Source organism: Streptomyces sp. NPDC093111 (assembly GCF_040683955.1).
In the GTDB taxonomy this organism is placed as follows: domain Bacteria; phylum Actinomycetota; class Actinomycetes; order Streptomycetales; family Streptomycetaceae; genus Streptomyces.
The window spans coordinates 281,513-305,969 of the sequence record NZ_JBFBNW010000003.1; the positions used below are offsets into that span (position 1 = coordinate 281,513).

Here is a 24,457-nt window from a genome sequence, read left to right on the forward strand (position 1 = left end):
TTGTCGCCACTCCTGACCGTTAGCGTTCAGTCCGTCACTCAGCGGGAAGAACGGCTGTACGAATCCGGGGAAGCGAAGCGGAGTCGTGGAAAGCGAGGGGGCGGCAGTGACCGAGCCGCGCGTGGACGACGGAGTGCCGGAGGGCCTGACCGGCCCGGAGCGGTTCATGTGGAGGGCGTTCCGGATCGGCAAGGCGTGTGATCTCAGGGAGGGGGTCGCGGAGCGGGACGACCCGTTCGACCGGCAGGTGGTGTGGGGCGCGGAGCGCAGCGTACGGGCCGAGGTGGTGGCGCTGCTGCTGCTCGACGGACCGCCGGCCCGCTCCGGGCGCGTCGCGGCGCTCAAGCTGCGCGGGGCGCGGATCACCGGGGTGCTCAACCTGGCGGGCGGCACGATAGGGCCGTACGTGGAGATGAACGGCTGTCGCTTCGACGGCGAGGTGGTGCTGCCCGAGGCCAAATTCGGGACGCTGCGGCTGGTCGAGTGCGCGATACCCCGGCTGGAGGCGGCGCGCCTGCACACGGCGGGCGACCTGCACCTGCCGCGCTGCCGGGTCGAGCGCGGCATCCGCCTGACGGACGCCCAGATCGGCACGGACCTGCTGATCAACCAGATCCGGGTGTGGCCGGACCGGCGCGGCCGGGCGATCACCGCGGACGGACTGGTGGTCGCGCAGGACCTCCAGGCCGAGCTGATCGAGACGTACGGGGAGGTGAGCCTGCGCGGGGCGAAGGTCGGCGTGTCGCTGAGCCTGCGGGGCAGCGTGCTGCGCGGCGCCCAGCAGCGCCGCGCGCTGAACGCGCCGCAGCTGACGGTCGAGCGCACGCTCTACCTGAACGCGGCCTGGGTGTACGACGCCTCGGGCGACGCGACGGCCACCCCGCCCTACGGGGTGACCCCGTCGCAGGGCGCCCGGCGCAAGCCCGTCGAGTGCCACGGCGGGGTGCGGCTGGACGACGGGCGCTTCGGCGACTCGGTGGACCTGCACTACGCCCGCTTCCTGCTGGACGGCTCCCGGCGGGAGGAGCTGTCGCTGCGCCGGATCGTCACGCCCGAGCTGCGCTTCAACGGCGAGCGGCCCGAGGAGGGCCGGGTGGTGCTCAACGGGGCGAAGGTGGTGACGCTCATCGACCTGTCCACCAGCTGGCCGGGCCCGGGCGGCCTGGCGCTCAGCGGCTTCGTCTACGAGAACCTCGTGCCGTACGGGCACTTCCCGCTGAGCCGGCGCCTCGAGTGGGTCTCGGCGGCCACCCCGGAGTACGCGCCAGAGCCGTACGAGCGGCTGGCCACGGTGCTGCGCAACAGCGGCGAGGACGCCGACGCGCGGGTGGTGCTGCTCGCCAAGCAGCGGCGGCGCCGGGAGACCCTGCCGGTCGCCGGGAAGCTGTGGGGGTACGTCCAGGACCTGGCGGTGGCCTACGGGTACCGCCCGGGGCGGGCCATGCTGTGGATGGCGGTGCTGTGGGCGGCCGGGGCCTACGCCTTCTCGCACTACGACCCGGTGGCGCTGAAACCGGGCGAGGCGCCGAAGTGGAGCGCCACCCTCTACTCCCTCGACGTGCTGCTCCCGGTGATCGACCTGGGCCAGGCCGGCTACTGGCGCATGGAGGGCTTCTGGCAGTGGGCCTCGACGGTGCTGATCCTGCTCGGCTGGGTGCTGGCGACGACGGTGGCGGCGGGGGCCTCGCGGCTGCTGAGACGGGGGTAGTCGCGCGGGAATCGTGAGGATCAGGGGGCCGGACGAGCACCACCCCGCCCCTTTCTTTACGCTGTCTTGACCCTCGCCAGAACAACCTTCCGGCCGCCACCAAGTCTTCACAGTCCCCCACTGGCGCGGCCCTCACCTGCGGTTTTCAATGTTTCGCACCATGTCACTGCTCCGCGCCCTGATCGGCACCGCCCGCATGGTCCGGCACGCCCCGCGCCTCACCGCCGGGCTCCCGCCGGACGACGACGTGCTGCTCGACGTACCGGACGCGAGACTGGCGCCGGCCCTGGTCGCCGCCGCCCAGGCCGACCCGGAGCCGGCCGCCAAGCTGCTCGCCACCACCCGGGACGCCGCCGACTGGGAGGACCGCGACCGCTACGTCACCCGGCTGAGCACCTTCGCGTACCGCCGGGACGAGTGGCTGCGGCACTGGCTCTCCGCCGCCCCGCGCGACCCGGACGCCCTGCTCGTCAAGGCGCAGCTCGCGGTGCGCAGGGCCTGGGAGTCGCCGGCCAGGGCCGAGCGGCTGCGCGAGCTCGGGCCGCTGATCGACGCGGCGACCGGGGCCGCGCCGAGCGACCCGGTGCCGTGGCGGCTCGCCCTGGACCACGCGCGCGGCACCCACGCCCCGCACACCGACTTCGAGGCGCTGTGGGAGCAGGCCGTGCGCCGCGCCCCGCACCACTACGGCTGCCATGTCGCCGCCCTCAAGTACCTGTCGGCGCAGTGGTACGGCTCGCACCGCGAGTGCTTCGACTTCGCCGAGCAGGCCGCGGAGGACGCGCGGCCCGGCTCGCTGGTCCAGGCCCTGCCGGTGCGGGCCGCCTTCGCGCAGCTGCTCGCCGGGCCGGGCCACGGGGTGGTGGGCGACCGGGTCGACGCTGCGGCCGACCGGGCGCTGGAACTGTCGGCGGAGTACCCGGCGGGCGACCCGTGGCCGGCGGAGGTGCGCAATCTGCTGGTGCACGTCCTGGTGGCGCGGGGCCGTTGGCACGACGCCCTGACGGAGTTCGGGCGGATCGGGACCCTGGCCACCTCGTTCCCGTGGACGCAGCTCGCCGACGACCCGCTGCGCGCCTTTCTGGAGGCCCGGACGACGGCCGTCCACGCGGTGGCCCGCCGTACCCGGCTGCGCGCGGCGCACCCCGATCGGGTGCCGGCGGCGGACCGGGGGGACCGGGCCGGTGGAGACGGCCCGGACGGCCATTACGCTTGACCGCTGTGACCACCGCTCGCCTGCCCCTGTTCCCGCTCAACGCGGTGCTGTTCCCGGGCCTCGTGTTGCCGCTCAACGTCTTCGAGCAGCGTTATCGCGCCATGATGCGCGAACTGCTCAAGACCGACGACTCCGAGCCGCGGCGCTTCGCGGTCGTGGCGATCCGGGACGGCCGGGAGGTCGCGCCGACGGCGCCCGGCCTGCCGGACCAGACGGCGCTGCCCGAGAAGGGCCCCACCGCCGGCTTCGGCCCGGACCCGATCCAGGCCTTCCATCGGGTCGGCTGCATCGCCGACGCGGCCCAGATCCGGGAGCGCCCGGACGGCGGCTTCGAGGTGATGGCCACCGGCACGACCCGGGTGAAGCTGCTCTCGGTCGACGCCAGCGGCCCGTTCCTGACGGCCGAGCTGGAGGAGATCCCCGAGGAGCAGGGCGACGAGGCCGGCACCCTGGCCGAGGGCGTGCTGCGCGCCTTCCGGAACTACCAGAAGCGGCTGGCCGGGGCGCGCGAGCGGTCCCTGACGACCAGTGAGCTGCCGGACGACCCCTCGGTGGTGTCGTACCTGGTGGCGGCGGCCGCGGTCCTGGACACGCCGGCCAAGCAGCGGCTGCTGCAGGCGCCGGACACGGCGACCCGGCTGCGCGAGGAGCTGTCGCTGCTGCGCGCGGAGACGGCGGTCCTGCGCCATCTGCCGTCGCTGCCGGCGGTGGACCTGACCCGGGCGCCGACCAGCCAGAACTGACCTCTGGAGAGGACTCCGTGGCGAAGAAGCAGAAGAAGAACACCGGCGGCACCCCGGCGACGGTGGCGCTGACGGCGGCGGGCACCGCGTACACCCTGCACTCCTACGACCACGACCCGGCGGCCCCGTCGTACGGCGAGGAGGCGGCGGAGGCCATGGGCGTCTCCCCCGCCCGGGTCTTCAAGACCCTGGTCGCCGACGTGGACGGCGAGCTCACGGTCGCGGTGGTCCCGGTGGCGGGCCAGCTGGACCTGAAGGCGCTGGCCTCGGCGGTGGGCGGCAAGCGGGCCGCGATGGCGGACCCGGCCGCGGCCGAGCGCACCACCGGCTACGTCCGCGGCGGCATCTCGCCGCTGGGCCAGCGCAAGCAGCTGCGCACGGTCCTGGACAGCTCGGCCGAGGAGCACCTCACGATCTGCGTCTCGGCGGGCCGCAGGGGCCTGGAGGTGGAGCTCGCCCCGCAGGACCTGGCGGCCCTCACGCGGGCGGTGCTGGCCCCGATCGGCCGCGGCTGAGCCGACGGCCGTCGGGCGCGGGACGGACGCCGGAGCGGGCGCGGGTGCGCGCCCGGTCCCGACCGGCGCTGGGCAGCAGTCCCGGCTCAAGCGCTGCGGAGCGGTCCGGCTCAAGCGCTGGGCAGCGGTCCCGGCTCAAGCGCTGCGGAGCGGTCCGGCTCAAGCGCTGGGCAGCGGTCCCGGCTCAAGCCCTGCGGAGCGGTCTGGCTCAAGCGCTGGGCAGCGGTCCCGGCGCAAGCCCTGCGGAGCGGTCCGGCTCAAGCGCTGGGCAGCGGGGGCCAGGCCTCGTCCTCGGGCTCCGGGTCGCGGGGGCCGAAGAGGGCGGTCAGCGCGAGGTGCACGATCATCGCGGCGATGGGCCAGGCCAGCATCGCCGCGGCCGCCATGTTGAGCTCCAGCGGCGCCTGGAAGTCGACGTTGGGGCCGACCGCCTTGGCGTGCGCGACGACGTCGCGGTCGGGCCCGAGCCAGACCCCGGTGCCCCAGGCGAGGAGCGAGCCGAGGACACCGCCGAGGGCGAGCCCGAGGACGAGGGCGATGCCGCCGTGCCGGTGGACGAGGAAGACGAGGGCCGCGGCGACCGCGCCGAAGCCGAGGGCGATCAGGACGAACGTTCCGTCCATGCCGATCGCCGCCTCCCCCTCGCTGTTGCGCAGGAAGACCGCCTTGCCGTCCGAGATCAGGGTGACCCGCGGCGCGAGCCACAGCCACAGCAGTCCGAGCAGGGCCCCCGCCACACCGGAGACGGCGGCGATCACGGCGGCCTGCCGCAGCTCGGTGCCGGTGCTCGGGACGCCGTCCCGCGCGTCCTGCGCGGGGTAGGGCGCGGGCCACTGGGAGTCGTGCGGCGGCTGGTGCGGCGGAGTCAGAGGTGCGGTCACCACGCCATCGTGCCAGGTGTCCCTGTGCGCCGCCTCAGCGGACCGCCGCCCGACGGTACGCCCAGGTCGCGACGGCCAGCGAGAGGACGCCCACCGCCCCGCACACGGCGAGGTCGCGGCAGACGGCCGTCCAGTCCGGGTGCGCGTCGAAGGTACGGGCCAGGGCCTCCACCCCGTACGTGGAGGGCAGCAGGTCCCGCGCCCAGCCGAACGGGCCGGGCAGCCGGTCGGGCGGCAGGACGCCGAGCAGCAGCGCCGCCGACATGCCCAGCTGTCCGAGCAGGGTGGCCAGTTCCTGGCGCGGCGCGAGCAGTCCGAGGGCGGCGCCGAGCCCGGCGAGGGCGGCGCCGGAGAGCGGCACGACCGCGGCCAGGATCCACAGGTGCCCGAGCGGCAGCCCGAACAGGACGGAGCCGGCGACGGCGGTCACGACGGTCCCGGGCACGGTGAAGGAGGCGTACGCCCCGGCCGCGCCCAGCACCACGGCGGCGGGCGGCACGGGCAGCGTCGCGTAGTGGTCGAGTCCGCCGCCGGCCCGCAGCTGCCCGAAGTACTGGGCGAGCAGGTTGAGCGCGACGAAGGCGACGACGAGGACGGCGGAGCCGGCCACCACGGCCCGCGCCTCCGTACCGCCGTCCACGACCCCCCGCATCAGGACCATGATCCCGATCGACTGGAAGGTCGCCACGAAGAGCAGCGGGATCCGGGAGACCCGGGCGCGCGACAGCTGCGCGCGGTACACGGCGCCGAGCGCGGGCAGCAGCCGGGCGCGCGGGGCGAGGGGCGCGGGGGCGTACTCCTCCGCGTCCCCGGTCGGGTCGCCGAGGGCGGCGGCGGGCAGGGCCTCCGCGGGCAGGGTGCTCAACTCGTACAGCTCCTGGAATGCGGCAGGTACGGCAGGTGCGACGGGTGGTACGACAGGCGCGGCGGGCGCGACGGGCGGTGCGGTCGGGTCACGCCTTCACCAGTCCCCGGTTCTCGCCGCCGAGCGCGAGGTAGACGTCCTCCAGGCTCGGCGTCGCCAGCGTGAAGTCGTCGAGGGCCGCGAAGGCCGCCCCGCCGGTCACCGCGGCGACCGCGGCGCGCGCCTCGTCGGGGGCGAGCCGGAGCGTCCAGCGGCGGCCCGACTCCTGGGCGGAGCCGCGCAGCGCGGAGACCTCGGGGACCTCCAGGGGCGCCCGCTCGCGCCAGACGAGCTCGACCCGCACCTCCCCCGCGACCCGCTCCTTGAGTCCGGCGGGGGTGTCGCAGGCGATGACCCGGCCGCGGTCGATGACGGCGACCCGGTCGAGGACGGTCTCGGCCTCGATGACGTTGTGGGTGACGAGCAGCACGGTGGCCCCGCGTTCGGCGCGCCGCCGGTCGACGGCGGCCCACACGGCCCGGCGGGCGACGGGGTCCATGCCGGTGGTCGGCTCGTCGAGGACCAGGACCGGCCGCTCGCCGACGAGGGCGGCGGCGACGCAGGCGAGCCGGCGCTGTCCGCCGGAGAGCTTCTTCAGGGGGCGCCCGGCGATCTCCGCGAGGCCGAGCTCGTCGAGGACGGCGTCGCGCTCGGCGCGGGCCTCCCGGGCGCCGAGTCCGCGCAGCCGACCGGTGGTCTCGGCGGCGAGGGCCACGGTGAGCTCGTCGAGCGCGGTGGACTCCTGCCCGAGATGGGCGAGGAGCCGGGAGGCGCGCTCGGGGTGGCGGACCAGGTCGTGGCCGAGCATCCGGACGGTGCCGGAGTCGGGGCGCATGAGTCCGGTCAGCTGGCGCACGAGGGTGGACTTGCCGGCGCCGTTGGGGCCGAGCAGGCCGAAGATCTCGCCGCCGCGCACGTCGAGGCTGATCCCGTCGGTGGCCCGCACCTCGGGGGTCGCGGGTGTTCCGCGTCGGCCGCGCGTGGCGGGGTACGTCTTGACCAGATCCCGCACCACGCACACCGTACTCACGAGGGATGAGCCTACGGGGTCCCCCGGCTCTCCTCGGGCGCGGGGGCGTGTTGGCCGGCGGCGTGGACGTCGATCTCGCGCCAGAAACCCGCCCGGATCGCGTACCGGTCGTGCTCGTCGATCTGGTCGTCCTTGTGGGCGAGGAGGCCGAAGCGGGCCGCGTAGCGGAGGAGTTCGCCGTCGATGCGGTGCGGGATCCGCGGGTACATGACGGCCAGCTTCTGGACGTGCCCCGGCTCGGGGAGCCGGTCGAGCCAGCGGCGGGCGAACACCTGACCGACCTCGTAGGGGTCGCCGCCGACGGTGGTGATGTCCTCCTCGCGGTCGGCCCAGCGCTGCTCGGCACTGGTGAGCTGGGCGAGGGTGGGCAGGAAGGCGGTCTCGGCGGGCTCGCCGAGCGGGGCGGCCGGCCGGTCGATCCATCCCTTGTCGGAGGACCAGCGCAGGGTGGCGCCCGTCGGGTGCGGCGAGGCGGGGGCGGCGGCCGGCCCGCGCAGCGCGGCGAGGTCCTTGGGGGTGGGGACGGTCTTGGCGGAGGCGGGCGCGGGGATGACGGAGCCGTTCACGGCCTCGGCCTCGACGGGCTCCGGACCCGCGGGCGCGCCCCCGTCGGCGCGGAGCCCGTCGAGGGGCGCTCCGGCCGCGGCGGCCCGTTCGGCGGAGGCGGCGAGCGCGGACTCGGGCAGCGGGGCGGAGAGGATGGCGGCGATCTCGGGCCGGGGCACCGGCGGCGTGCCGCACAGTCCGCTGAGGTCCTTGGCGCGGACGGCCCGGGTGATCCAGGCCCGGTCGAGGACCCGGCGCTCGTCGGCCTCGGCGACGAGGTCCTCCGACTGGTTGTAGTCGCCGTCGGCGGCCTGGACGGCCCACAGGTGGACGGCGACCCCGTGTTCCTTGGCGGACATGAGGCCGGGCAGCAGGTCGCCGTCGCCGGTGACGAGGACGATGTCGGAGCAGGCCCGGTTCCTGGCGAGCTCGGTGAGCTCGGTGTGCATGGCCGCGTCCACGCCCTTCTGCGCCCAGCGCCCCTCGGTACGGGTGAGGGCGCCGAGCCGGACGGTGACCCGGGGCATCACCCGCAGCCTGCGGTGCTCGGGCTGGGGCACCCGGTCGGGCGCGCCGTCGAACCAGTAGATCCGCAGCAGCGGCAGCTCCGTGTCGGCCTCGGCGCGTTCGCGCAGCTGCTGGATGAGCGCGGCGTGGTCGACGGTGATCCGTGAGCGGGCCGGCTCCCCGGCGAGGAGGCTGGCGGCGGCGCCCAGCAGATAGCCGGCGTCCACCAGGACGACGCAGCGGTCCACGTGTTCCACCCTCTTTCGGGAACCTCGGGATCGGAAGTGCTCCAGGTTGCTCCGAGTCTGCCCGACCGCGCGCGCGGAGAGGTCCGGAACTGGATCATCGGCGTGGCGGATCTCACGCGGAGACCTCGATTACTGTCCGTAATGATCCAAAATGCGGCGCTTTCCACCGTGTGTGAGTCTGACAGCGGCCCTGGCCCCCACACCCCCTTGAGGAGGCATCATCCCCATGGCCAAGAACCGAAAGCAGGACCGCAGTCAGCAGCGAGGCTCGCAGGCAGAACGCGGCCAGCAGCAGGCGCAGGCGTCCGCGATGGAATCCCAGGCCGAGCAGCGCGCCACCCAGGTCACGCCTGGCGACATGGCACGCAAGGGCCGTCAGAAGCGCTTCGGGCACAACTGACGGATCCACGGCAAAGGGGCGCGCCCGTGACGACGGGCGCGCCCCTTGCGCGTGTGCGGCGGACGCCTAGCCGGCCAGGCAGGACGGTCCGAGCAGCACCTTCAGGTCGCCGAAGAGCGCCGGGTCGGGCTGCACCCGGTGCCGGTCGAGCCGGAGCACGGTGGTGGAGCGCGGCCCCTGGAGCTTGATGCGGACCTCGGTGTTGCCCCGGTGGTGCTTGAGGATCTCGCCGAGCCGGCTGACCATCGGCGGGGTCACCTTGACCGTGGGGATGGTGAGGATCACCGGCGCGTTGGTCCCGGCGTTGGAGAGGTCGGGGACCATCAGCTCCATGGCGACCAGACGGGGGATGTCCTCGCGCTTGTCGAGCCGGCCCTTGACGAAGACGACCGTGTCCTCGACGAGCTGGGTGGAGACCAGCTGGTAGGTGGCCGGGAAGAACATGCACTCGATGGAGCCGGCCAGGTCCTCGACGGTGGCGATGGCCCAGGCGTTGCCCTGCTTGGTCATCTTCCGCTGGAGGCCGGAGATGATGCCGCCGATGGTGACGACCGCGCCGTCCGAGTGCTCGCCGCCGGTGAGCTGGGAGATGCCGGCGTCGGTCTTGTCGGACAGGACGTGTTCGAGGCCGAAGAGCGGGTGGTCGGAGACGTACAGGCCGAGCATCTCGCGCTCCTGGGCGAGCAGGTACGCCTTCTCCCACTCGACGTCGGAGAACTCGACGTCGAGGCCGAAGCCGGGCTCGTCGCTGTCCTCCTCGCCCATGCCGCCGAAGAGGTCGAACTGGCCCTCGGCCTCCTTGCGCTTGACCGCGACCACGGTGTCGATCATGGGCTCGTGCTGGGCGACCAGGCCCTTGCGGGTGTGGCCCATGGTGTCGAAGGCGCCGGCCTTGATCAGCGACTCGATGGTCCGCTTGTTGCAGACCACGGCCTCGACCTTGTCGAGGAAGTCGGGGAAGGAGGAGTACTTCCCCTTGGACTTGCGGGTCTTGATGATCGACTCGACGACGTTGGAGCCGACGTTGCGGACGGCGGTGAGGCCGAAGAGGATCACGTCGTCGCCCTGGGCGGCGAAGTTCGACTCGGACTCGTTGACGTTCGGCGGGAGCACCTTGATGCCCATGCGACGGCACTCGTTCAGGTAGACGGCGGACTTGTCCTTGTCGTCCTTGACCGAGGTGAGCAGGCCCGCCATGTACTCGGCGGGGTAGTTCGCCTTGAGGTAGGCGGTCCAGTAGGAGACCAGTCCGTACGCGGCGGAGTGCGCCTTGTTGAAGGCGTAGCCGGCGAAGGGGACCAGCACGTCCCAGAGGCTCTGGATGGCCGCGTCGCTGTAGCCGTTCTTCTGGGCGCCGGCCTGGAAGATGGTGAAGTTCTTGGCCAGCTCGTCGGGCTTCTTCTTGCCCATGACGCGGCGGAGGATGTCGGCCTCGCCGAGCGAGTAGCCGGCGATGATCTGGGCGGCCTTCTGCACCTGCTCCTGGTAGACGATCAGGCCGTAGGTGACCGCGAGCACCTCTTCGAGCGGCTTCTCCAGCTCGGGGTGGATCGGGGTGATGTCCTGCTGCTTGTTCTTGCGCAGGGCGTAGTTCGTGTGCGAGTTCATGCCCATCGGGCCCGGGCGGTAGAGCGCGGACACGGCGGAGATGTCTTCGAAGTTGTCGGGCTTCATCAGGCGCAGCAGGGAGCGCATGGGCCCGCCGTCGAACTGGAAGACGCCGAGGGTGTCGCCGCGCTGGAGCAGTTCGAAGGTCTTGGCGTCGTCGAGCGGCAGGGCCAGGAGGTCGAGCTCGATCCCCTTGTTGGCCTTCACCATCTTGACGGCGTCGTCCATGATCGTGAGGTTGCGCAGGCCGAGGAAGTCCATCTTCAGCAGGCCGAGCGACTCGCACTGCGGGTAGTCCCACTGCGTGATGGTGACGCCGTCGGTGTGCCGCACCCAGATCGGGGCGTGGTCGACGATGGGCTCGCTGGACATGATCACGCCGGCGGCGTGGACGCCCATCTGGCGGACGAGGCCCTCGACGCCCTTGGCGGTGTCGATGACCTTCTTGACGTCCGGCTCGTTCTCGTACATCCCCCGGATCTCGCCGGCCTCGCCGTAGCGCGGGTGGCTGGGGTTGGTGATGCCGTCGAGGTCGATGCCCTTGCCGAGGACGTCGGCGGGCATGGCCTTGGTGAGCCGGTCGCCCATGGCGTACGGGTAGCCGAGGACGCGGGCCGAGTCCTTGATCGCGTTCTTGGCCTTGATCTTGCCGTAGGTGCCGATCATGGCGACCTTGTCGGCGCCGTACTTCTCGGTCACGTACCGGATCACCTCGACGCGCCGACGCTCGTCGAAGTCGATGTCGACATCGGGCATCGAGATGCGCTCGGGGTTGAGGAAGCGCTCGAAGATCAGTCCGTGCGGGATGGGGTCGAGGTCGGTGATGCCCATGGCGTACGCGACGATCGAGCCGGCCGCGGAGCCTCGGCCGGGGCCGACCGCGATGCCCTGGGCCTTGGCCCACATGATGAAGTCGGCGACGACGAGGAAGTAGCCGGGGAAGCCCATCGAGATGATGGTGTCCATCTCGTACTCGACCTGCTTCATGCGGTCGTCGGGGATGCCGCCGGGGAAGCGCCGGTGCATGCCCTTCATGGTCTCCGCGCGGAACCAGGTGACCTCGGTGTAGCCGTCCGGGATGTCGAACTTCGGCATGAGGTTCTTGGCCTCGAACATGCCGGCGACGTCGACCTGCTCGGCGACCAGCCGCGTGTTGGCGCAGCCCTCCTGCCAGGCGTCCGAGAGGTCGACGGCGTACATCTCGTCGGTGGACTTCAGGTAGTAGCCGGTGCCGTCGAACTTGAAGCGGTCCGGGTCCGAGAGGTTCTTGCCGGTCTGGATGCACAGCAGGGCGTCGTGGGCGGTGGCCTCGTGCGCGTAGGTGTAGTGCGAGTCGTTGGTGACCAGCGGCGGGATGTCGAGCTTCTTGCCGATCTCCAGGAGCCCGTCGCGGACCCGGCGCTCGATCTCGATGCCGTGGTCCATCAGCTCCAGGAAGTAGCGGTCCTTGCCGAAGATGTCCTGGTACTCGGAGGCGGACTTCAGGGCCTCGTCGAACTGGCCGAGACGCAGCCTGGTCTGGAGCTCGCCGGAGGGGCAGCCGGTGGAGGCGATCAGGCCCTCCGACCACTGGGAGATGGTGTCCTTGTCCATCCGGGGCCACTTCTGCAGCCAGCCCTCGGCGTACGCGTCGGAGGAGAGCCGGAACAGGTTGTGCAGTCCGGTGGCGTTCGCCGCCCAGATGGTCTTGTGGGTGTAACCGCCGGAACCGGAGACGTCGTCCCGCTTCTGGTGCGGCTGGCCCCACTGGATCTTCCGCTTGTTGCGCCGGGACTCCGGGGCGACGTAGGCCTCGATGCCGATGATCGGCGTCACACCGGCCTTCTTGGCGGTGTGGAAGAAGTCATAGGCCCCGTGCAGGTTGCCGTGGTCGGACATGGCGATATGGGTCATGCCCATCTCGTTGCACGCGTTGAACATGTCCTTCAGCCGCGCGGCACCGTCCAGCAGGGAGTACTGGGTGTGGACGTGGAGGTGCGTGAAGGGCGGCTTGGTCACGGGGGATGCCTCCGATGAATTCCTGGGGGGACAGCGTGGAAGTCTACGTCGCCCGACCGACAACGGGCGGGCACTCGGGAGTAGCGTCGGGCGTTGGGCACAGAGAACAGCTGTCCCATTTGTCATGCACAATTTTGAGTCACCTCCGCGGCGCCCGCGCGCCGCGTCCCCGTAGCCAGGAGGCACCCTCGATGTCGGTCCCCCAGCCCACCGCCGCCGAGCGCGGTGAGCAGATCCTCGCCGTCTTCGACACCGCCTTCGGTGAGCTGCTCGCCGCCGACCCCGCCGCCTTCAAGGTCAAGTTCCGCAAGATGGCCGGCTCCGCCTTCGCCTTCTACCGGGGCACGGCCTGCCTCTTCTACCAGGACCTGGAGCGGGAGGCGCACGGCGGCCCGTACCTGGACGAGCGGACCGGGCGGGTGTGGATCCACGGCGATCTGCACGCCGAGAACTTCGGCACGTACATGGACGCCACCGGGCGTCTGATCTTCAACGTCAACGACTTCGACGAGGCGTACGTCGGCCCCTTCACCTGGGACCTCAAGCGGCTGGCCGCCTCCCTGGCGCTGCTGGGCTACACCAAGGCGCTCGGCGACGAGCAGATCACCGAGCTGGTGCGGATCTACGCCGCCGCCTACCGGGAGCGGATCCACGCGCTCGCGACCGGCGCCAAGCACGACGAGATCCCGCCCTTCACGCTGGACACGGCGGGCGGCGCGCTGCTCGACGCCCTGCGCGACGCGCGCGGCATGACGCGCTTCGGCCTGCTGGACTCGATGACGGAGATCCGCGAGTTCGAGCGCCGCTTCGCCTCCGGCGGCGGTGCGATCGAGCTGGACGCGGCCACCCGCTACAAGGTCCTCGCCGCCTTCGACGGCTACCTGGAGACCCTGCCGGAGTCGAGCCTGGCCCGCCCGGACTCGTACCGGGTGAAGGACGTCGTCGGGCGCCGCGGCATCGGCATCGGCTCGGCCGGCCTCCCCTCGTACAACATCCTCCTGGAGGGCAACAGCGACGCCCTGGAGAACGACGTCGTCATCTACATGAAGCAGGCGCAGACGCCGGCGGTGTCGCGCCATGTGACGGACGCGGCGGTACGGGGGTACTTCCGGCACGAGGGCCACCGCACCGTGATCTCGCAGCGGGCGCTCCAGGCGCACGCGGACCCCTGGCTCGGCTGGACGGAGCTGGACGGCGCCGGGCAGCTGGTCGCCGAGGTGTCGCCGTACGCGGTGGACCTGGACTGGTCGGACATCGACGACCCGGAGGAGATCGCGGCGACCGTCGCCGACCTCGGGCGGGCCACGGCGGCCATGCACGCGGCGGCGGACGACTCCAGCGGGCAGTCGCTGGTGCCGTTCTCCACGGAGCGGGCGATCGACGCGGCCATCGCGGCCGACGAGGAGGGCTTCGCCGAGCTCCTGGTGGACTTCGCGCACTCCTACGGCGCGCGGGCGCGGGCCGACCACCAGATCTTCGTGGACCTCTTCCGCAACGGGCGCATCCCGGGGCTGTAGCGGCGGGTGGGGCGGCCGGGCGGTCTCACAGCTCGGCCTTAGGGACGCCTTACGGCCCGGCATGACACACTTCCACGGCGATGGACATGGCAAGCATTCAGCTGAGAGCCCTCCGGGCGGCGCTCTTCACGACCCTGGTCGTGGCGCTGTCCGTGGCCTCGCATGTGCTGCTGTCCGGGGTGCCGCTGCCCCTGGCGACGGTCGTCCCGGTCGCCGCGGGCGTCTTCGCCGTCGCCTACGCGCTGGCCGGGCGGGAGCGCGGCTTCGGCCCGATCGCCGGGCTGCTCGTCCCGCTGGAGCTGGCCGCCGACACCCTGTTCACCAGCGGGCAGGTCGCCTGTTACGGCCCCGCCGGCGGCCCGGTCGCCGGCTCGCTGCGCGCGGTGGGCTTCGACGTGGACGCGCTGTGCGGCGGCGCCCTCGGCGCCCCGCTGCCGGGTGTGGCGGTCCCGGGGAGCGGCACGGCGGCGGCGCTGCTGAGCTCGCCCGATCCGTCGCTGCCCTGGCTGCTGCTCGCCGCCCATGTGGTGGTCGGGCTCACGGCCGCCGCCTGGCTGCGCGGCGGGGAGCGGGCGCTCGCCCGGCTGCTCGCGGCGGCCGTGGCCCTCGCCTTCCGGCCGCTGCTCCTGGTGGCGGCCTTCTTCCGCGTCGTGGGGACGGCCCCGCGGCGCGCCGGGCGTCCCGTGGACCGGCCCCGCCGGTCGCGGGCCCGGCTGCTCGTGCACTCCGTGGGACGGCGTGGACCGCCGTGCTCCGCGGGCTTCCGGCGCGTCTGTGCGCCGGCGCTCGCCCTCGTCTGAGCAAGCACGCGGTCCGTTCGCCCTTTTCCCTTCCTGCTTCACGTCACGGAGATCACGATCATGAGCAAGCGCAACACCCAGGCCAACAAGGCAGCCGCCCGCGAGCGGCTGCGCGAGGAGCGCGAGCGCCAGGCCAAGAAGGACAAGACGCGCCGCCAGGTCGTCGTCGCGGTGTCGGCGGTCGCCGCGCTCGCCGTGGTCGGCGGCATCAGCTTCGCCATCGTCCAGTCCAACAAGCCGTCCGTCTGGGAGGCGGCCGCGGACGCGAAGAACGTCACGGCCCCGAAGAACACCGAGGGCACCGACGGCACGACGGTCGTCGTCGGCAAGCCGGAGGCCAAGAAGACGCTGGAGCTGTACGAGGACTCCCGCTGCCCGGTCTGCGCGACCTTCGAGCAGGGCGTGGGCGCGACCGTGGCGAAGGACGTCGCCGACGGCAAGTACAAGATCAAGTACGTGGGCGCCACCTTCATCGACAACGCCGACCAGGGCGAGGGCTCGAAGAACGCCCTGTCGGCGCTGGGCGCGGCCCTGAACGTGAGCCCCGACGCCTTCCTGAAGTACAAGGAGGCGCTGTACTCGACCAAGTTCCACCCGGAGGAGAGCCAGGACAAGTTCGCCAAGGACTCCTACCTCCTGGAGGTCGCGGACTCGGTGCCGGCCCTGAAGGGCAACGCCGAGTTCAAGAAGAACGTCGAGGACGGCACCTTCGACGCCTGGGCGATGAAGATGTCGAAGGCCTTCGACAAGAGCGGGGTCACGGGCACGCCGACGCTGAAGATGGACGGCAAGACCCTGACCGCCGAGGGCAGCGACAACCCGCCGCTGACGGTGGACCAGTTCAACGCGTCGCTCGCCAAGGTCATGAAGGGCTGACCCCTCCGCCCCTCCCCCGGACTCCCTGAGCCCCGGGACCGCTTCTTCGGCCCCCGGCCCGCCGCACTCCGCGGCGGACCGGGGGCCGCGGCGCGTCCGGGGCGGCTCGGATTCGGGGTGGCTCGGAGGGGGCTCCCGGCGGGTGGCTCCCGGCGCTTCGGCGACGTCCCGCCGAAGAGTCGGCGAACTTTGCGCACAGCTCTGCCCCTGAGCCGTACCGGCCGGTAATCTGACGGCCCGTGACCAGTCCTCACCTCATATCCGCCCCCACTCGCCGCACCGTCGTGAAGGCCGCCGCCGTGACGGCCGTCGTGACCCCGGCGCTGGTGGCCGCCGCCTCGCCCGCGCTCGCCGACCCGGCCGCGCCCGCGTTCCTGCACGGTGTCGCCTCGGGCGACCCGCTGCCCGACGGCGTCCTGCTCTGGACGCGCGTCACCCCCACCCCCGACGCCGTACCCGGCTCCGGCACGGGCCCCGACGTCACCGTCGCCTGGGAGCTCGCCGAGGACCGCGCCTTCGCCCGGACCGTCGCCCAGGGCACGGCCCTGGCCACCGCGGCCTCCGACCACACCGTGAAGGCGGACGTCCGCGGCCTGCGCCCGGCCACCTCCTACTGGTTCCGCTTCACCGCCGACGGGGCCGTCTCCCCGGCCGGCCGCACCCGCACCGCCCCCGCCGCCGACGCGGCCGGACCCGGCGTCCGCTTCGGCGTGGTCTCCTGCGCCAACTGGGAGGCCGGCTACTTCTCCCCGTACCGGCATCTCGCGGCCCGCGCCGACCTGGACGCGATCCTCCACCTCGGCGACTACATCTACGAGTACGCCACCGGCGCCTACCCGGCGGCGAAGTACACCGTCCGGCGGCACGAGCCGGCGCACGAGATCGTCTCGCTCGCCGACTACCGCACCCGGCACGGGAAGTACAAGACGGACGCCGACCTCCAGGCGCTGCACGCGGCGCACCCGATCGTCGCGATCTGGGACGACCACGAGTTCGCCAACGACGCCTGGTCGGGCGGGGCCGAGAACCACACGCCGGGCGCCGAGGGCGCGTGGGCGGACCGGGTGGCGGCGGCCAAGCGGGCCTACTTCGAGTGGATGCCGGTGCGCACCTCGACCGAGGGCACGGTCTTCCGGCGGCTGCGCTTCGGCAAGCTGGCCGATCTGCACCTGCTCGACCTGCGCTCCTTCCGCTCCGAGCAGGCGGGCGTGGGCAACGGCAAGGTGGACGACCCGGAGCGGTCCATCACCGGCCGGGCGCAGCTGGACTGGCTGAAGTCGGGGCTCTCCGCCTCGGACGCGGCCTGGCAGCTGGTCGGCACCTCGGTGATGATCTCGCCGGTGGCCTTCGGCGCGCTGCCGGCCCATCTGCTGGAACCGCTGGCCGGGCTGCTCGGGCTGCCCAAGGAGGGCCTCGCCGTCAACGTCGACCAGTGGGACGGCTACACGGACGACCGCAAGGAGCTGCTGCGGCACCTGACGGACCGGGGCATCCGGAACACGGTCTTCCTCACCGGTGACATCCACATGGCCTGGGCGAACGACGTTCCGGTGACGGCGGCGACGTACCCGCTGTCGGCCTCGGCCGCGACGGAGTTCGTGGTGACCTCTGTGACCTCGGACAACCTGGACGACCTGCTGCACGTGGCGCCGGGCACGCTCTCGGTGGTGGCGGCGGGCGCGGTCAAGGCGGCCAACCGGCACGTGAAGTGGGTGGACATGGACCACCACGGCTACGGCGTGCTCGACGTGACGGCCGAGCGCTCGCAGATGGACTACTACACGGTCTCCGACCGGGCGGACGCGCGGGCGACGGCGTCCTGGGCCCGTTCGTACCGCACGCTCAGCGGAACGCAGCGCGTCGAGCGCGTGTACCAGCCGGTGCGCTGAGGCGTACGCAGGGGCGCCCCGAAGCTCCGGGGCGATGCTTTTCAGCCATGATCCGCTCTGTTAACGGAAGATCACATGGCTACGGCGGGTGGCGAGTTCGGGAGATCGAAACCGGACACACCACCCGCCTTCGGCGTCTATTCTGTGACGTTCACGTCTCAAACTCCGGGTGCGGCAGAAGTTTTTCTTCCCCGTGCCCCGATTTGCCCCACGAATGATTGGGCTTGATCACTCCTCAACGACGTCTGACATGGACGCGTAATCTCCCGGCCAGTGGCGAGGAACGACCTCTCCATCACCCCCCACGAGGAGTCAGTGTGCGCGCTCTTGTCCGTATATCGCCGCGTATGTCACGTCGCATGCTGGGCACGGCCGTGATGGCCGGAACTCTGGCTCTGGCCCCCCTCTCCGCCCCCGCCGCGGCCCCGGCCACCTCCCCGCTGGCCTCCGCCGAGAAGTGCGCGGACGGCTCCGCCGCGCTGTCCGGTGCCCGCAAGGCCAAGGGCCACGCCACCGAGGCCGAGCCCAACGAGATCACCGCCGCCCAGGCCAAGGCCATGGACGCGGACCTCAAGAAGAAGGTCAGCGAGGCCCGCGTCTCCGGCCGCGCCTCCCTGGCCGCCGGGGCGAACGCCGCCGCCGCGACGACGATCCCCGTCTACTTCCACGTCATCCACAGCGGTACGACGGGCAAGCTCAGCGCCACCGCCATCAACAACCAGATGGCCGTCCTGAACGCCGCCTACAGCGGCCAGGGCACCGGCAACGTGAACTCCAACTTCCAGTTCAGCCTGGCCGGCACGGACTACACGGACAACGCCACCTGGTACAACGTCTCCGACGGCACCCAGGCCGAGAAGGACATGAAGAACACCCTGCGCAAGGGCGGCGCCAACGCGCTGAACGTCTACACCGCCAACCTCGGCGGCGGCCTGCTCGGCTGGGCGACCTTCCCGTCCTCCTACAAGGCCAGCCCGAAGATGGACGGCGTCGTCATCCTCGACGCCTCGCTCCCGGGCGGCTCCGCGGCCAACTACAACGAGGGCGACACCGCCACCCACGAGGTCGGCCACTGGATGGGGCTCTACCACACCTTCCAGGGCGGCTGCACGGGCAACGGCGACTACGTCAGCGACACCCCGGCCGAGAAGAGCGCCGCCTTCGAGTGCCCGACCGGCCGTGACACCTGCACCTCGAAGCCCGGCGTGGACCCGATCCACAACTTCATGGACTACACGTACGACTCCTGCATGACCCAGTTCACCTCGGGCCAGGTGACCCGGATGAACGACTCCTGGACCGCGTACCGCGCCTGACGCACCGTCCGCGCACACAGGTGTGGCCCCCGGGGAGACTCTCCCCGGGGGCCACACCCCGTCGGCCGTACGGGCCTACAGGCTGTCCAGGAACGCCAGCGCGACCGACCAGGTCCGCTCCGCCGCCTCCTCGTCCCAGTCCGGCAGCTCCGGGTCGGTGTACAGGTGCCCGGCGCCCCGGTAGCGGTAGACCTCCACGTCCGCCCCCGCCTTGCGCATCTGCAGGTACCAGGACGACAGCCAGTCGTCCGTCTCGAACGGGTCGGGCTCGGCCACGTGCAGCTGCACCGGCAGGTCGTCCACCGACGCCGACTCGGCGATGTCCGAGGTGCCGTGGAACAGCAGCAGCCCGCGCGCCTTCTCGTCGCCCAGCGCCAGCGTCTGCGCCACCGAGGCCCCGAAGGACAGGCCCATGTAGACGAGCCCGCGCTCCGAGTACGGCGCCGCCGCCAGGACCGCGCGCCGCAGCAGCTCGTCCTTCCCGATCCCGTCCCTGAGCTCCATGCCCTCCTCGACCGTGCCGACGGTGCGGCCCTCGAAGAGGTCCGGCGTCCAGACCTGGTGCCCGGCGGCCCGCAGCCGCTCGGCCGCGGCCTCCACCGCGGGGCGCATCCCGTAGACCGAGTGGAAAAGCATGATGTCCATGCCGCCATCCTCCCATCCGCGCGGCCCGACCTAGCGCATGCTGCGCACGTCCAGCTCGCGGAGCACCCGGTCCACCACCTCCGGGTCCGCGCCGGGCTCGCTGCGGGCCGAGAGCACCTCGTGGCGGGCCGCCGACATCAGCTCCCGGTGGATCCGCTGGACCTTCTTCACCCGGTCCACCCGCTCCGTGAACGCGGCCCGCCGCTCGTCGTCGACCAGGTCCGGGCTGATCCGCGCCCCGATGTCGAAGGCCCCGCGCTGCAGCCGCTCGGCGACCTCCTCGGGCAGCTCCTCGACCTCCTCGATCTCCTTCAGCCGGCGCTTGGCCGCCTTCGCGGCGCGGAGGGCGAGCTCCCGCTCGAAGGCCCGCTCCGCGTCCGCGTCGGCCTTCACGCCGAGCCGCTTGACCAGCCAGGGCAGGGTGAGCCCCTGGACCACGAGGGTGGCGATGATCACGCAGAAGGCGATGAAGACGATCTCGTCGCGGCCGGGGAAGGGCGACCCGTCGTCGGTGCGCAGCGGGATGGCGAGCGCCAGCGCCACCGAGGCCACCCCGCGCATCCCCGCCCACCACATGACGACGGTCTCCCGCCAGCTCATCGGGATCTCCTCGGCGTAGTCCCGGCCGGTGTGCAGCCGCTTCGCCAGCCAGGTCGCCGGCAGCAGCCACAGCAGCCGGACCACGACGACCACGCCCACGACGGCGGCGCCCCACCGGAGCACCTGTCCGCCGTGGTCGTCCACCACCCCGAAGACGTTCACCAGCTCCAGGCCGATGAGACCGAAGGCGATGCCCGTGACCAGGGTGTCGATGACCTCCCAGAAGGTCTGCCCGGCGAGCCGGCCCATCACGTCGTCGGCGTCGGTCGCGTACTCGGCCAGGAAGAGCGCGGTGACCAGCACGGCGAGGACGCCGGAGCCGTGCAGCTCCTCGGCGAGCACGTAGGAGACGAAGGGCACCAGGAGGGTGAGCCCGGTCTGGAGCGTGGAGTCGCCGAGCAGGCCCATCAGCTTGTTGGCGGTCCAGCCGAGCGCGAGCCCGACGGCGACCGCGACGACGGCCGACAGGACCAGTTCGCCGAGCGCCCTGGGCCACGAGAAGGAGCCGCTGACCACGGCGGTGATGGCCACGTTGTAGAGCACGATCGCCGTGACGTCGTTGAAGAGCCCCTCGCCCTCCAGGATCGACACCAGCCGCCGGGGCAGCCCCAGCGACCCGGCGACGGCGGTCGCGGCGACCGGGTCCGGCGGGGCCACCAGCGCGCCGAGCGCCAGCGCGGCGGCCAGCGGGATGCCCGGCACGAGCGCGTCCGCGACCGCGCCGACGGCGGCCGTGGTGACGAAGACCAGGGCCACCGCGAGCAGGAAGATCGGGCGCCTGTTGGCCGCGAACTGACGCCAGGAGGTGCGCTGCACGGAGGCGTACAGCAGGGGCGGCAGCACCAGCGGAAGGATGTACTCGGGCGGGATGTCGACATTGGGCACGAAGGGTGCGAAGGCCAGCGCGATCCCGATGAGGGTCATCAGGACCGGCGCGGGCAGCCCGAGCCGGTCGCCGAGGGGCACGGTCAGTACGGCGCCGAGGAGCAGCAGGAACAGCAGGGCCAATTGATCCACGGCCCCACCCTGTCACGTACGCCCGGTTTGACCGCGATTGCCCCCACCCAAGGGTTCACTGTGCGGCGAGAACCCGGGTCGGTCGACCGGCGGCCGGCCCCACCGTCGCGACGGTGCTCGCTTACAGGGCCCTTCGCATCGCCCGGTGCGGCATCCCCGCGTCGGGGAACTCCGGGCCGTACGCCTCGTAGCCCAGCCGCTCGTAGAAGCCGAGCGCCTGCGTCTGCGCGTGCAGGTCGACGGCGGCGAGGCCGCGCGCGCGGGCGGCGTCCTCGATGGCCCGCACCAGCGCCGCGCCCACCCCGAGACCGCGGGCGGCCTTGCCGACCGCGAGCCGTCCGAGGGAGCCCACCGAGGCGTCGGCGCCGGTCCTGCCGGTCGCGTCCGCCCCGAACAGCAGCCGCCCGGTGCCCAGCGGCACCCCGTCCTCGCCGACGGCGAGCACGTGCACGGCGGTCTCGTCGTACGTGTCGTACTCGAGCTCCTGCGGAACGCCCTGCTCCACCACGAAGACCTCGCGGCGCACCGCGAAGCACGCGTCGAGGTCGGCGCCGTCCACGGCCTCGCGGACGGCGTACGCGGAGCCGGTCACCGGCTCTCCGCCGCGATCCGGTCGAGCGCGGTCTGGAGGTCCGCCGGGTAGGTGCTCGCGAACTCGACCCACTGCCCGTCGCCGGGGTGCTCGAAGCCGAGCCGCACCGCGTGCAGCCACTGGCGGGTCAGGCCGAGGCGCTTGGCCATCGTCGGGTCGGCGCCGTAGGTGAGGTCGCCGACGCAGGGGTGGCGCAGCGTGGACATGTGCACCCGGATCTGGTGGGTGCGGCCCGTCTCCAGCTTGATGTCGAGCAGCGAGGCCGCGCGGTAGGCCTCGATCAGGTCGTAGTGGGTCACGGAGGCCTTGCCGTCGGCGGTCACGGCCCACTTGTAGTCGTGGTGCGGGTGCCGGCCGATGGGAGCGTCGACGGTGCCGCTCAGCGGGTCCGGGTGGCCCTGGACCAGGGCGTGGTAGCGCTTGTCGACCACGCGCTCCTTGAACTGGCGCTTCAGCGAGGTGTACGCGTACTCCGACTTCGCCACCACCATCAGACCGGAGGTGCCGACGTCGAGGCGGTGCACGATGCCCTGGCGCTCGGCGGCGCCGGAGGTGGAGATCCGGTAGCCGGCGGCGGCGAGGCCGCCGATCACGGTGGTGCCGGTCCAGCCGGGGCTGGGGTGGGCGGCGACGCCGACCGGCTTCATGATCACGACGATGTCGTCGTCGTCGTGGACGATCTCCATGCCCTCGACGGGCTCGGCCACGATCTGCACCGGGGCGGCCGCGCCCGGCATCTCGACCTCGAGCCACGCGCCGCCGCTGACCCGCTCGGACTTGCCGACGACGGCACCGTCGACCTGGACCTTGCCTGCGGCGGCCAGCTCGGCCGCCTTCGTACGGGAGAACCCGAACATACGGGCGATGGCGGCGTCGACGCGCTCGCCCTCCAGGCCATCGGGAACGGGCAGGGTGCGGATCTCGGGACTCGTGCTCACCCGTCGAGTATGCCTTGTGCGGAAGACACTCTGTCTTCCGCACGGGACGGGCGGGGGGTCCGGCTCAGTCCTTGTGGACCGTTCCGTCCGGGTCCAGGCCCCGGAAGGACAGGATCACGATCAGGATGCCGCCGCAGACGATCGCCGAGTCGGCGAGGTTGAAGACGGCGAAGTGGGCGGGCGCGATGAAGTCGACGACCGCCCCCTCGAAGACGCCCGGGGAGCGGAAGATCCGGTCCGTGAGGTTGCCCAGCGCGCCGCCGAGCAGCAGGCCCAGGGCGATCGCCCAGGGCAGGCTGTAGAGCTTGCGGGCGAGCCGGATGATCACGACGATCACGACGGTCGCGATCCCGGTGAAGATGATCGTGAACGCCTCGCCCATGCCGAAGGCGGCACCGGGGTTGCGGATGGCCTCGAAGCGCAGCAGGTCGCCGATGACCTTGATCGGCGCGTGCCCCTCCAGCTTCTCGACCACCAGCATCTTGCTGCCGAGGTCCACGAGGTAGGCGAGGACGGCCACCACGAGGAGGGCGACGATCCGTCGCCTCCCCTTGGGCCGCTCCTCGGGGACGGCCGTCTCGTCGGCCCCTGCTGAATCCGGCGTACCTGAATCCGGCGTACCGATGACGCTCTCCGCCTCTGCCATGTGCACGAGGGTACGGCACACTCCTCGGGCCGCGTCAGCCGCGGCGCTCCTGCTTCTGCTTGTCCTCCACGCACAGCGTGGCCCGGGGGAACGCCTGCATCCTGGCCTTCCCGATGGGCTTGCCGCAGACCTCGCACAGGCCGTACGTGCCGGCGTCGAGCCGCTCCAGGGCGTGCTCGCTCTGCTCCAGCATCTCGCGCGCGTTGGCCGCGAGCGAGAGCTCGTGCTCGCGCGTGATGTTCTTGGTCCCGGTGTCGGCCTGGTCGTCGCCCGCCCCGTCGCCCGAGTCGCGCATCAGCCCGGTCAGCTCCTCCTGCGAGTGCACCAGCTCGCTCCGCAGCCGCAGCACCTCCGCCTGGAGGCCGCTGCGGGCCTCCGCGACCTCGTCGGGGGTCCACGGTTCCTCCCCGGGACGCACGGCGAGCTCGCCCGGCCGGGAGTGAGGCACCGCGGCCTCGTTCTCGGCGGTCCTGACGCCACCCGCGGTCTTCTTCGCTGCCACCGTCCTGGCTCCTGTCTTCTCGGTCGCGGCCTTCGCCGTCTTCGCCGTCTTCGCGGTCTTCGCCGTCTTGGCGGGGGTCTTCTTCGCCGCGGGGGTCTTCTTCGCCGCGGCGGTCCTCTTCGCGGGTGCCGCCTTCTTCGCGGGGGCCGCGGGGTCGGCCGACGCCGCCGTCGCGGACGCCGCCTTCTTCGCGGCGGCCTTCCCGGCGGGCGCCCCGCTCGCGGACGCGGACTTCTTCGCGGGCGCGGACTTCTTGACGGCCGGCGTCTTCTTCGCTGCCGTCGTCTTCTTCGCGGCGGTCTTCTTCGCCACCATGTCGCGGCCCCTTCACATTTAGTGATCTTGCTCGCGAATCGTGCTGGGACGATAAATCGGCCCAGAGCCCGCGGCAACGGGGCACGCCGCCCTGCGCGCCCGCCCCGGCGCCCTGCGGGACGAGCCTGCCTCCGTTGTGCCCAGCTCCCCGGCGGGTTATCCGTCCCGGTCCTCCCCCACTTGGCCGAAGTCCGACTCCGCACGGGCCGGTGTGCCCATTCGGGTCACCGGGAAACACCGGAAATCCGGTCGGCCGGGCCCACCCCGGCCCCGTACACTGAGCTCAGCGAAAGGCTTGGATGGGGACGAGTAGCGTCGTACGCAGCCATGAGCGACCCGGGGACGGTGAGAGCCCGGGGGCGAGCCCGATGTGAAGCATCACCCCGGAGCTGCCGGAAGAAAGCCGCGGACGACCGCGGCGAGTAGACCCGGCGTCGCGACCCCAATGAGGGGGCTCAGGACGGCAGCGGCCGCCCGGGGCCAAGGAGGGTGGTACCGCG

21 protein-coding genes are annotated in these 24,457 nt (G+C 72.3%); 10 read left to right on the plus strand and 11 right to left on the minus strand.

Annotated features, from left to right (window positions below):
• Nucleotides 1–106: 106 nt before the first annotated feature.
• The 4 genes from AB0Q96_RS06105 (at nucleotide 107) to ybaK (ending at nucleotide 4,182) form a co-directional block, all read left to right on the plus strand.
• A complete protein-coding gene (locus tag AB0Q96_RS06105) occupies nucleotides 107–1,708 on the plus strand; it encodes an oxidoreductase (protein WP_365322138.1) in 1,602 nt (533 codons plus the stop codon).
• Nucleotides 1,709–1,856: 148 nt separating this feature from the next.
• Nucleotides 1,857–2,924, plus strand: coding sequence for a hypothetical protein (locus AB0Q96_RS06110; protein ID WP_365322140.1), 1,068 nt, complete (start codon nucleotides 1,857–1,859; stop codon nucleotides 2,922–2,924).
• 5 nt (nucleotides 2,925–2,929) lie between these two features.
• A complete protein-coding gene (locus AB0Q96_RS06115; RefSeq protein WP_365322142.1) occupies nucleotides 2,930–3,667 on the plus strand; it encodes an LON peptidase substrate-binding domain-containing protein in 738 nt (245 codons plus the stop codon).
• A gap of 17 nt (nucleotides 3,668–3,684) precedes the next feature.
• Complete coding sequence (gene ybaK, locus AB0Q96_RS06120; protein ID WP_365322143.1) at nucleotides 3,685–4,182, plus strand: Cys-tRNA(Pro) deacylase; 498 nt, start codon at nucleotides 3,685–3,687, stop codon at nucleotides 4,180–4,182.
• A 257-nt stretch (nucleotides 4,183–4,439) separates the two neighbouring features.
• Here ybaK and AB0Q96_RS06125 read toward each other — a convergent pair whose 3' ends face one another.
• From AB0Q96_RS06125 to AB0Q96_RS06140, 4 genes are all read right to left on the minus strand, one after another.
• Nucleotides 4,440–5,063 (minus strand): DUF2567 domain-containing protein, encoded by a 624-nt coding sequence (locus AB0Q96_RS06125; protein WP_365322144.1) that lies wholly within the window; start codon nucleotides 5,061–5,063, stop codon nucleotides 4,440–4,442.
• A gap of 34 nt (nucleotides 5,064–5,097) precedes the next feature.
• A complete protein-coding gene (locus tag AB0Q96_RS06130) occupies nucleotides 5,098–5,904 on the minus strand; it encodes an ABC transporter permease (RefSeq protein WP_365322492.1) in 807 nt (268 codons plus the stop codon).
• 112 nt (nucleotides 5,905–6,016) lie between these two features.
• Nucleotides 6,017–6,988 (minus strand): ABC transporter ATP-binding protein, encoded by a 972-nt coding sequence (locus AB0Q96_RS06135; RefSeq protein WP_365322494.1) that lies wholly within the window; start codon nucleotides 6,986–6,988, stop codon nucleotides 6,017–6,019.
• 20 nt (nucleotides 6,989–7,008) lie between these two features.
• A complete protein-coding gene (locus AB0Q96_RS06140) occupies nucleotides 7,009–8,307 on the minus strand; it encodes an NYN domain-containing protein (RefSeq protein WP_365322146.1) in 1,299 nt (432 codons plus the stop codon).
• A gap of 217 nt (nucleotides 8,308–8,524) precedes the next feature.
• Between AB0Q96_RS06140 and AB0Q96_RS06145 the strand changes: the two genes are divergently transcribed.
• A complete protein-coding gene (locus AB0Q96_RS06145; RefSeq protein ID WP_329419825.1) occupies nucleotides 8,525–8,698 on the plus strand; it encodes a hypothetical protein in 174 nt (57 codons plus the stop codon).
• Nucleotides 8,699–8,764: 66 nt separating this feature from the next.
• Here the strand turns inward: AB0Q96_RS06145 and dnaE are convergent, their stop codons facing one another.
• Complete coding sequence (gene dnaE / locus AB0Q96_RS06150; RefSeq protein ID WP_365322148.1) at nucleotides 8,765–12,304, minus strand: DNA polymerase III subunit alpha; 3,540 nt, start codon at nucleotides 12,302–12,304, stop codon at nucleotides 8,765–8,767.
• Nucleotides 12,305–12,495: 191 nt separating this feature from the next.
• On the opposite strand from dnaE, the gene AB0Q96_RS06155 reads away from it, so the two are divergent.
• The 5 genes from AB0Q96_RS06155 to AB0Q96_RS06175 all read left to right on the plus strand — a co-directional run bounded on the left by AB0Q96_RS06155 (nucleotide 12,496) and on the right by AB0Q96_RS06175 (nucleotide 18,702).
• Nucleotides 12,496–13,821 (plus strand): DUF2252 domain-containing protein, encoded by a 1,326-nt coding sequence (locus tag AB0Q96_RS06155; RefSeq protein ID WP_365322150.1) that lies wholly within the window; start codon nucleotides 12,496–12,498, stop codon nucleotides 13,819–13,821.
• An 80-nt stretch (nucleotides 13,822–13,901) separates the two neighbouring features.
• Nucleotides 13,902–14,621 carry a hypothetical protein gene (locus tag AB0Q96_RS06160; protein ID WP_365322152.1) on the plus strand — a complete coding sequence of 240 codons (720 nt, stop codon included), beginning with the start codon at nucleotides 13,902–13,904 and terminating at the stop codon, nucleotides 14,619–14,621.
• Nucleotides 14,622–14,681: 60 nt separating this feature from the next.
• On the plus strand, nucleotides 14,682–15,497 hold the full coding sequence (locus tag AB0Q96_RS06165; protein WP_365322154.1) for a thioredoxin domain-containing protein: 816 nt from the start codon (nucleotides 14,682–14,684) through the stop codon (nucleotides 15,495–15,497).
• A 239-nt stretch (nucleotides 15,498–15,736) separates the two neighbouring features.
• Nucleotides 15,737–17,386, plus strand: a complete 1,650-nt coding sequence (locus tag AB0Q96_RS06170) for an alkaline phosphatase D family protein (RefSeq protein ID WP_365322156.1) — start codon at nucleotides 15,737–15,739, stop codon at nucleotides 17,384–17,386.
• Nucleotides 17,387–17,733: 347 nt separating this feature from the next.
• On the plus strand, nucleotides 17,734–18,702 hold the full coding sequence (locus AB0Q96_RS06175) for a zinc metalloprotease (protein ID WP_365322158.1): 969 nt from the start codon (nucleotides 17,734–17,736) through the stop codon (nucleotides 18,700–18,702).
• A 75-nt stretch (nucleotides 18,703–18,777) separates the two neighbouring features.
• Here the strand turns inward: AB0Q96_RS06175 and AB0Q96_RS06180 are convergent, their stop codons facing one another.
• From AB0Q96_RS06180 to AB0Q96_RS06205, 6 genes are all read right to left on the minus strand, one after another.
• A complete protein-coding gene (locus AB0Q96_RS06180; protein ID WP_365322160.1) occupies nucleotides 18,778–19,347 on the minus strand; it encodes a dienelactone hydrolase family protein in 570 nt (189 codons plus the stop codon).
• A gap of 30 nt (nucleotides 19,348–19,377) precedes the next feature.
• A complete protein-coding gene (locus AB0Q96_RS06185; RefSeq protein ID WP_365322162.1) occupies nucleotides 19,378–20,964 on the minus strand; it encodes a Na+/H+ antiporter in 1,587 nt (528 codons plus the stop codon).
• A gap of 121 nt (nucleotides 20,965–21,085) precedes the next feature.
• Nucleotides 21,086–21,556 carry a GNAT family N-acetyltransferase gene (locus tag AB0Q96_RS06190; protein WP_365322164.1) on the minus strand — a complete coding sequence of 157 codons (471 nt, stop codon included), beginning with the start codon at nucleotides 21,554–21,556 and terminating at the stop codon, nucleotides 21,086–21,088.
• Nucleotides 21,553–22,494, minus strand: coding sequence for an RluA family pseudouridine synthase (locus AB0Q96_RS06195; RefSeq protein WP_365322166.1), 942 nt, complete (start codon nucleotides 22,492–22,494; stop codon nucleotides 21,553–21,555). Before AB0Q96_RS06195 ends, AB0Q96_RS06190 begins: the two co-directional genes overlap by 4 nt.
• 64 nt (nucleotides 22,495–22,558) lie before the next feature.
• Nucleotides 22,559–23,140: a signal peptidase II gene (gene lspA, locus AB0Q96_RS06200; RefSeq protein ID WP_365322168.1), complete on the minus strand. Its 582-nt coding sequence runs from the start codon at nucleotides 23,138–23,140 to the stop codon at nucleotides 22,559–22,561.
• Between the two features lie 34 nt (nucleotides 23,141–23,174).
• The gene (locus AB0Q96_RS06205) at nucleotides 23,175–23,957 is read right to left on the minus strand and encodes a TraR/DksA family transcriptional regulator (RefSeq protein ID WP_365322170.1); all 783 of its coding nucleotides are present in this window, start codon (nucleotides 23,955–23,957) and stop codon (nucleotides 23,175–23,177) included.
• Between the last annotated feature and the right edge of the window lie 500 nt (nucleotides 23,958–24,457).